This window comes from Lentzea flava, assembly GCF_014648475.1.
Lineage (GTDB): Bacteria > Actinomycetota > Actinomycetes > Mycobacteriales > Pseudonocardiaceae > Lentzea > Lentzea flava.
In genome coordinates this window covers 24601-31031 of record NZ_BMRE01000075.1, presented here as the reverse complement: position 1 = coordinate 31031, position 6431 = coordinate 24601, and the positions used below count along the sequence as shown (strand labels likewise).

At 65.6% G+C, this 6431-nt stretch carries 7 protein-coding genes and 2 pseudogenes; 5 read left to right on the top strand and 4 right to left on the bottom strand.

Annotation, left to right across the window (positions count from 1 at the left end; genetic code table 11):
• Window positions 1–177: 177 nt before the first annotated feature.
• Both IEZ09_RS42070 and IEZ09_RS42065 read left to right on the top strand, forming a co-directional pair.
• Window positions 178–1175, top strand: a pseudogene (locus tag IEZ09_RS42070) (IS481 family transposase).
• A 188-nt stretch (window positions 1176–1363) separates the two neighbouring features.
• Window positions 1364–1642 (top strand): hypothetical protein, encoded by a 279-nt coding sequence (locus tag IEZ09_RS42065; RefSeq protein ID WP_189259450.1) that lies wholly within the window; start codon window positions 1364–1366, stop codon window positions 1640–1642.
• Window positions 1643–2074: 432 nt separating this feature from the next.
• Here the strand turns inward: IEZ09_RS42065 and IEZ09_RS42060 are convergent, their stop codons facing one another.
• Both IEZ09_RS42060 and IEZ09_RS42055 read right to left on the bottom strand, forming a co-directional pair.
• Window positions 2075–2413, bottom strand: coding sequence for a hypothetical protein (locus tag IEZ09_RS42060; RefSeq protein ID WP_189259449.1), 339 nt, complete (start codon window positions 2411–2413; stop codon window positions 2075–2077).
• Entirely contained in the window at window positions 2406–2735 is a 330-nt protein-coding gene (locus IEZ09_RS42055) for a hypothetical protein (protein WP_189259448.1), read from the bottom strand. The genes IEZ09_RS42060 and IEZ09_RS42055 overlap by 8 nt, the downstream gene beginning before the upstream one ends.
• A 553-nt stretch (window positions 2736–3288) precedes the next feature.
• Between IEZ09_RS42055 and IEZ09_RS42050 the strand changes: the two genes are divergently transcribed.
• Together IEZ09_RS42050 and IEZ09_RS42045 are read left to right on the top strand one after the other, a co-directional pair.
• On the top strand, window positions 3289–3696 hold the full coding sequence (locus IEZ09_RS42050; RefSeq protein WP_229813419.1) for an ATP-binding protein: 408 nt from the start codon (window positions 3289–3291) through the stop codon (window positions 3694–3696).
• 39 nt (window positions 3697–3735) lie between these two features.
• The gene (locus IEZ09_RS42045; protein ID WP_189259447.1) at window positions 3736–3918 is read left to right on the top strand and encodes a hypothetical protein; all 183 of its coding nucleotides are present in this window, start codon (window positions 3736–3738) and stop codon (window positions 3916–3918) included.
• 81 nt (window positions 3919–3999) lie between these two features.
• On the opposite strand, the gene IEZ09_RS42040 is transcribed toward IEZ09_RS42045, so the two are convergent.
• The gene (locus IEZ09_RS42040) at window positions 4000–4314 is read right to left on the bottom strand and encodes a P27 family phage terminase small subunit (protein ID WP_189259446.1); all 315 of its coding nucleotides are present in this window, start codon (window positions 4312–4314) and stop codon (window positions 4000–4002) included.
• A gap of 97 nt (window positions 4315–4411) precedes the next feature.
• Between IEZ09_RS42040 and IEZ09_RS42035 the strand changes: the two genes are divergently transcribed.
• Window positions 4412–5329: an aminoglycoside phosphotransferase family protein gene (locus IEZ09_RS42035; protein WP_189259445.1), complete on the top strand. Its 918-nt coding sequence runs from the start codon at window positions 4412–4414 to the stop codon at window positions 5327–5329.
• A 143-nt stretch (window positions 5330–5472) separates the two neighbouring features.
• On the opposite strand, the pseudogene IEZ09_RS42030 reads toward IEZ09_RS42035, so the two are convergent.
• Window positions 5473–6428 (bottom strand): annotated as a pseudogene (locus IEZ09_RS42030) (C40 family peptidase).
• Window positions 6429–6431: the final 3 nt, after the last annotated feature.

Sequence of the window (6431 nt, the reverse complement as noted above, 5' to 3'; positions counted from 1 at the left end):
CACGACATGCCGCCCGAGCTGCACATCTTCGGCAGGGCCGCTTAACTTAGCGGTATTGGTATTGACCCGAGACGTTGCGAACGGTCCGACACGTGATCGGATGATCTTGGAATGAGGGAGGGCCTCCGGGTTCGGTGTGGATTGCGATATCTGCACCTACTAGCCAGGAGGCCCTCAATTCCTCACGCTAACGCACCGCTGACCGAGCTGGGCAGGCTGCGCCTGGCCCGGTGTGTCGTCGAGGACGGCTGGCCGCTGCGGCGAGCCGCCGAGCGGTTCCAGGTGTCGGTGAGCACGGCGAAACGCTGGGCCGACCGCTATCGCGTCGAAGGTCGCGCGGGCATGGCCGACCGCTCGTCACGCCCGCGCACCAGCCCTGCTCGCACCCGCCTCCGCCAGCAACGCCGGATCATCAAGGTCCGGCTGCATCGGCGGTGGGGACCCGCCCGCATCGCGTTCCTGCTCGACCTGAACCCATCGACCGTGCACCGGGTCCCGCGCCGCTACAAGCTGGCCCGGCTGCGGCACCTGGACCGGGCCACCGGACAACCGATCCGCCGCTACGAGCACGCCGCCCCGGTGATCTCGTGCACGTCGACATCAAGAAGCTGGGCAACATCCCCGACGGCGGCGGCCACAAAGTCCACGGCCGGACAATCGGCACGCGCAACAGTTCCGCGCACCGCGATCCCTCCCGGCCGCGCACCATCAGCAACCGTGCCAACCTCGGCTACAGCTACCTGCACAACGCCGTCGACGACCACTCCCGCCTGGCCTACACCGAGATCCTCGCCGACGAGACCAAGGAAACCGCCGCCGCGTTCTGGCAACGAGCCCAGACCTTCTTCCACACCAACGCCATCACCGTCGCGCGAGTCCTCACCGACAACGGATCCTGCTACCGATCCCGGCTCTGGCGCGACACCCTCACCGCAGCCGGAATCACTCACAAACGAACCCGCCCACGCCGGCCACAGACCAACGGCAAAGTCGAACGCTTCAACCGCACCCTGCTCGACGAATGGGCATACGCCCGCCCCTACCGCACCGAGACCGAACGCCGCGAAGCACTACCGCGGTGGCTGCATCTCTACAATCACCACCGCGGTCACACCGCACTCGCAGGCCAGCCACCCGCCAGCCGCGTTCCCAACGTCTCAGGGCAATACAGCTAGCCGATCGCTCCCTACCTACCTACCTACCAGCCCAGGCTCAAGCCTCGGCGAGGGCGACGTCAGCCTCACCCGACGTCGCCCTCGCTATGTCCTCGCAAACGGAATGATAGACATGTGTGATAGACATGCCCAGACCGCGCCGTGTCGTCGCGTACGACACTACGACGCCACGCGAGAGGGGCTCCCTGATGAGCGACCCCGAGGAAGTCCTTCAGCTTCGGGCCAGCCGGGCCGAGATCGAGGGGATCAAGAAGGACCTGGAAACCGCCCGCACTCAGCAGGCCGAGCTTGAGGAGAAGATCAACGGGCTGCTCGCAAAGCAGCGAGAGGCCCGTAAGAAGCGCCGCAAGGCGGTGCTCGCTGCGGACGCTGCCGGAGTGCCCCGTTTGCGGATCTCCAAGGAAGTCGGCATGCAGCGCAGCAACGTCTACAAACTGCTCGAAGGTGATGACAGCGACGAATCCTAGGTGCCGTTGTCGCCCAGCCGAATCCCGTGGCAGGCGAGAGAACGACAGCCGTCGTGCAGCAGGAGCCACATCATGAGCAAGGACCAGTGGCCGACCTCCGACCAGTAGGCGGAACTGTTGGAACTGCCCTCCACCGATGACGAACCTGCGGATCGGTCAGCACCGGCTGGCTACCGGCGGCGTGGCTCGAAGCTCATACCGGCCGAACCCGAGGCAGGGATGATTACGGAGCTCTACCGCCGTGTCCTGCAGGAGGACCGCTTCCCGCCCGACTAACGCCGGGAACGCCGGTTCGACAACCAGAGCGACCCGGCGGAGCTTGACCGCGGACGAGGCGCAGCAGGCACAAGCTGACCGAGCTCGCCGCGGAGATGTCCGCGGGTACTGACAACAGTTGAGCGGGGGTCCCGGTCTCACGGGACCCCCGTGCGTTCAGCGGTAGAACATCTTGTACTTGCGGAAGGCCACGCACGAGCCGGCGGTGATCGTGCTGAAGATCCGGCTGCGCTGGATGCGGTACCGCGGCGCCGAAAGGCACTGCTGGTAGAAGAAGATGTGCGGCACACCGTTGTAGGTGCCGACGGTCGGGCGGTTGTAGTAAAGGCTGGAGAGGGCGAGGCCGCCGATTTCCTCGGCCTCGGCAGTGCCTTTGTAGTCCTCCGCTGTGTGGTCAGCGGCGACCAGGTCATCGTCGATGTACGACAGGTCGGTCTTGTCGTCGCCGAGCCACAACGAAGTGAGCTCGATGATCTGCTGGCGGTCGTCAGGCATTGAGCGGCTCCTCGAACAGCGCGCCCGCGGCGAACCCGGCGGAGAACGCCAGGAAGTACGAGGCGATTCCGAGTTCCTGCAGGGACGTCTGGTTGGCGGGGTCGCCAAGGAAGGTGGCGAAGCTGAGAGCGGCCACCGCTACCCCGATAAACAAACCGAGCGCCAGGAACACCAGAGTCTTCGTGGCCTTGCTCGCGGTGTTCAGCGCGTTGATCGAGAACTGCGGACTGACGGACCTGAACCCCTTGATGATGAAAGGCCAGAAGACTCCGAGCATCGAGCCGACGGCCATACAGACGAACACACGCCAAACCCAGTCCATGGGTTACTCCGTTCCGAGCCAGTCGCCTTGCGCGCTCGGTCAGCAGAGGCACGAGCGGCGCGAGGTCACCAGATCATCAGCGACTCCTCTGTCCTCCGTTGTCCATCGCATGTCGCAGCTGTGACCAGGCGCGTTACACGCCTTCGGCGTCGACGCCGTCTCAGCTCGGGTGACACTTCCTCAACCCTGCTCTCGACGTCGCCATGATGTAGCACGGGTCGGGCGCTCGAAGACGTATGAGCATGGTCGACGCCAACAACCCGGCACCACCTTCTGAGCCATCCGCTGCCGCCGCGCGAGCAGCAGTGGCCAAATCATCGGCCCTACCCCTTGAGCACTGCTGCTGGCAGACGCAGGAATCTGTGCCGTTGTGGGGCCTCGGCAGATCGGGTGGCTCCCGTTGATGCGCGGTGAGCCACTCGATACAGCAGCGGTCGCCGCGGATGGTGGTGCTGAGCTGAGACTTGCATCAGTGCGTCGTTTGGGGCAATGGTCCGAGTGGCACCCGGCCTGACAACTGGCGGGGCGTCTTCGGCAGAGAGGGCGGCACATCGTGACCGACAACGGCAGCGACCCTCTCCCAAGATCCCAGGTATTCAGCCTGGAGCCGCAGGTTCCCACGCTCGTGCGGGTGCGCCGATGGGCGGCGCAGGAACTCGCGGACCTCAGCGATGACGAACTGGGGGACGTACTGCTGGTGGTCACGGAGCTGATCACCAATGCCTTCGACCACGGCCAGATGCCGGCGCAGGTCCGGCTTCAGCGATCCACGCAGCCGTGCTTCGTCCGGATCGAGGACGAAGACGCTTCACCGGACAGGCCGACTCTGGGCCGGTCCCGGCTCAGTGACACCCGCGGACGTGGGTTGATCATCGTGGATCGTCTCGCCAAAGACTGGGGAGTGATCTCCCATCCGGTCGGCAAGACCGTGTGGGCCGAGATCACGTGCGAAACGCCCTAACCCTGCACGAGCGTGTGGCGGGCGGAGAGCCTACCGCTTGTGTCCGATAGCGAGACCGGTGAATCGCTCGGGCTGCTCGTCGCCGTCCTCTTCCTACCGCCGTTTCAGCGCGGCCCTGACCTCACGAGTCCGCGGGTCCTGGTCAACGTGGACCTCCAACGGGACTCGACCGTCACCAGCGGCGTGGACGGTGACTTCTCGTTGCTGCCGACGATCGCATAGGAGCGGCCGAGCGCGAGCGCATCCACGTGTGCCTGCTCGAAGTGCAGGTCCAGGCGGTTGGCCTGCCAGATGTGCCACAGCTCACGATCCGCCGTCGCCTCGCCACCGAATGGACTGCAGGTAGGACGGCGTGAGCCCGAATCGGGCGGCGAACTGCAAAAAGGTGCGCTCGGCCTCGGCCTGCACCTGCAACGCCGGGTTCTTCATCAACCCCGACCCGCCTTGGACCAGCAGGGCGAAGCTGTTGAGGAGCTGGGTGGCGGAGCGGATGCCCAGTCTGGGCAGCGGACATCGTCGTCTGGTGGTTCGGGTTCGTCGACGTTGATCCGGGTCGGCACGGTCACCGTGCAGGATGCGCAGCTTGGTGGGCTTACCGGCGGGGCCGCGCTTGCCCATGGGGCATCACCCCGTGTCGCAGAGCATGTGGTTGTCGCGGTGGCTAGCCTGTGATCAAGCGTGGCTGACGGGGATATGTGAGGCGGCTGTGAATGCTGTGCGTGATGCCGTTGTGGCGTCGACCTATGTCTCGGTAGGCGCATTGTTCGGCGTCGAGCTTGTTGGATGGGAACCGCTGTCCCCGGGCGTGACGGGAAAGGCGTACAAGGTCACCGATGGCCACGACGACTATGTGTTGAAGGAAGTAGCCGACGAGTCGGGTGTGAGCTTTGAGCTCGCCTGGCTGCGCGACTTCACCGGAAACCCCGATGTCGGCACGCCCGTACCGCTGGAGCGGGTCGACGGTGGCCTGATGCCGGTGTCGCGGGGTGGCCGGAAGTGGACGCTGTCGCGCTGGGTTCCAGGGCGTGCCAGTGCCTTGGAGACCGAACAGCTCCTGACCGCCTACGCACGTGTGCTGACGGCATTGCAGCGCACCGAGCTGTCGGACTCGACCACGCGCGTGATGGGCACGGCCCGCCGCTATGACTCCACCTATTTCGACAACGCCGCGGGCACCGTCACGCACGCCGTGGGGGACGTGCTCGGAGGTGGGGAGTTCGGTTCCCTGTGGCGGGCAATGATGCGCGCCGAAGAAGTCTTGGAGGGCCTGGACAAGATCCCCGGCGAAATCGGCCCTGTGCACGCCGACGTCCATGAGGATCACCTGATGGTCGACGAGGTGACGGGATCGGTCGGGGTGGTGGACTTCGCACGCTGTGGCGTCGGAGTCCGCGGACTCGATGTCGCGATGGTCGCGCACTATCTGCCCGACGAACTGCACGACGAACTCCGCTCGCAGTACACCGCGCACGGCGGCAGCGCCGCAGGCCTGGACGGCGACGAGTGGCAGAGCCTGCTCCTGCTCGCCGCCGTCGACAATCTCGCGACACTGACGACGAAGTCCCCGACCCGCGAGATGCTCCTTTCCGGGGTACCGGATCTCCTGCACTGTGTTCACAACACGCTGAACTGAATTGCTAGGTGCCCGAGCTGCCATCAGCAACGGACGTTTACGCGACGCCCCCAGCGAACCGATCGTGCACGCTTCCGCGGTACCCGATCAAATGGTCATGTTGCGGTCATCTGCACGCGGAAGTGGTCAAGTATGCGCGGAAGCTACACCCGCGAGTCGACAGCCGGGCGCGATGCCGCGAGGTAGTCGTCTCCACTGCAGCGGTAGTTGCTGACCTGGACCGGCTGTCCGAACGTCGGCGCGTGCACCATCTTGCCGGCGCCGATGTACAGGCCGACGTGGTGGACGTTGCCTGGTGTGCCGTAGAAGACCAGGTCGCCGGGAAGCAGCGGTTGGCCAGCGGGCACCAGCGGACCGGCGTTGTACTGCGTCTGCGCAGTGCGCGGCAGGTTGATCCCGGCGGCGTTGTAGGCGGCTTTGGTGAGGCCGGAGCAGTCGAAGCCGGCGTGGCCACCGGCGGGTCCGTTGCCGCCCCAGACGTACGGGAGACCGAGTTGGCCGCAGGCGAAGTTGATCGCCATGATGGCTGTGGGAGTCGGAGCCTGGATGTTCTTGCAGTCGCCGGTGCCGACCAGGGCGTCGCCGTATTTCTTGGCCTGCGCGAGAACGTCGTCGACGTACCAGTCGGCGTGGTTGTACGCGAAGATCGCCTTGCGAAGGTCTTTGGGCGCTCCCGAGTCGCAGAGGTAGTACGCCGCAGCGTAGATCGCGTCATGTGGGTTGTACCGGGATGGTGGTGTGGCGCCGCCTGGGGGCAATGGTGGCGGGCGACGACGCCGTCGAATGTGGACTGCAAGAACTGCATGGGTCCACCGGCACCGGCGTAGTTTTCTCCGCTGGAGACGCCCGGCAGCGGCGAGCGGCCGTGGTTGGTTTCGATCTTGCCGATTGCGGCGAGGATTGACCAGTCCAGGCCGGGGCACACGCTCGTGGCTTGCCGGTAGAGGGCCAGGTAGTCACCGGGGATGTCGGCGAGTGCTTCCTGGCTGGGGTGGGTGCTGCTGCTGCCGAAGAGGGCCTTGACGACGGCTTGGCCGATGCCGCCGATGAGCACCAAGATGGCGATGAACGTCAAGAGTGCGGCGGTGGCGATCTTCACAGG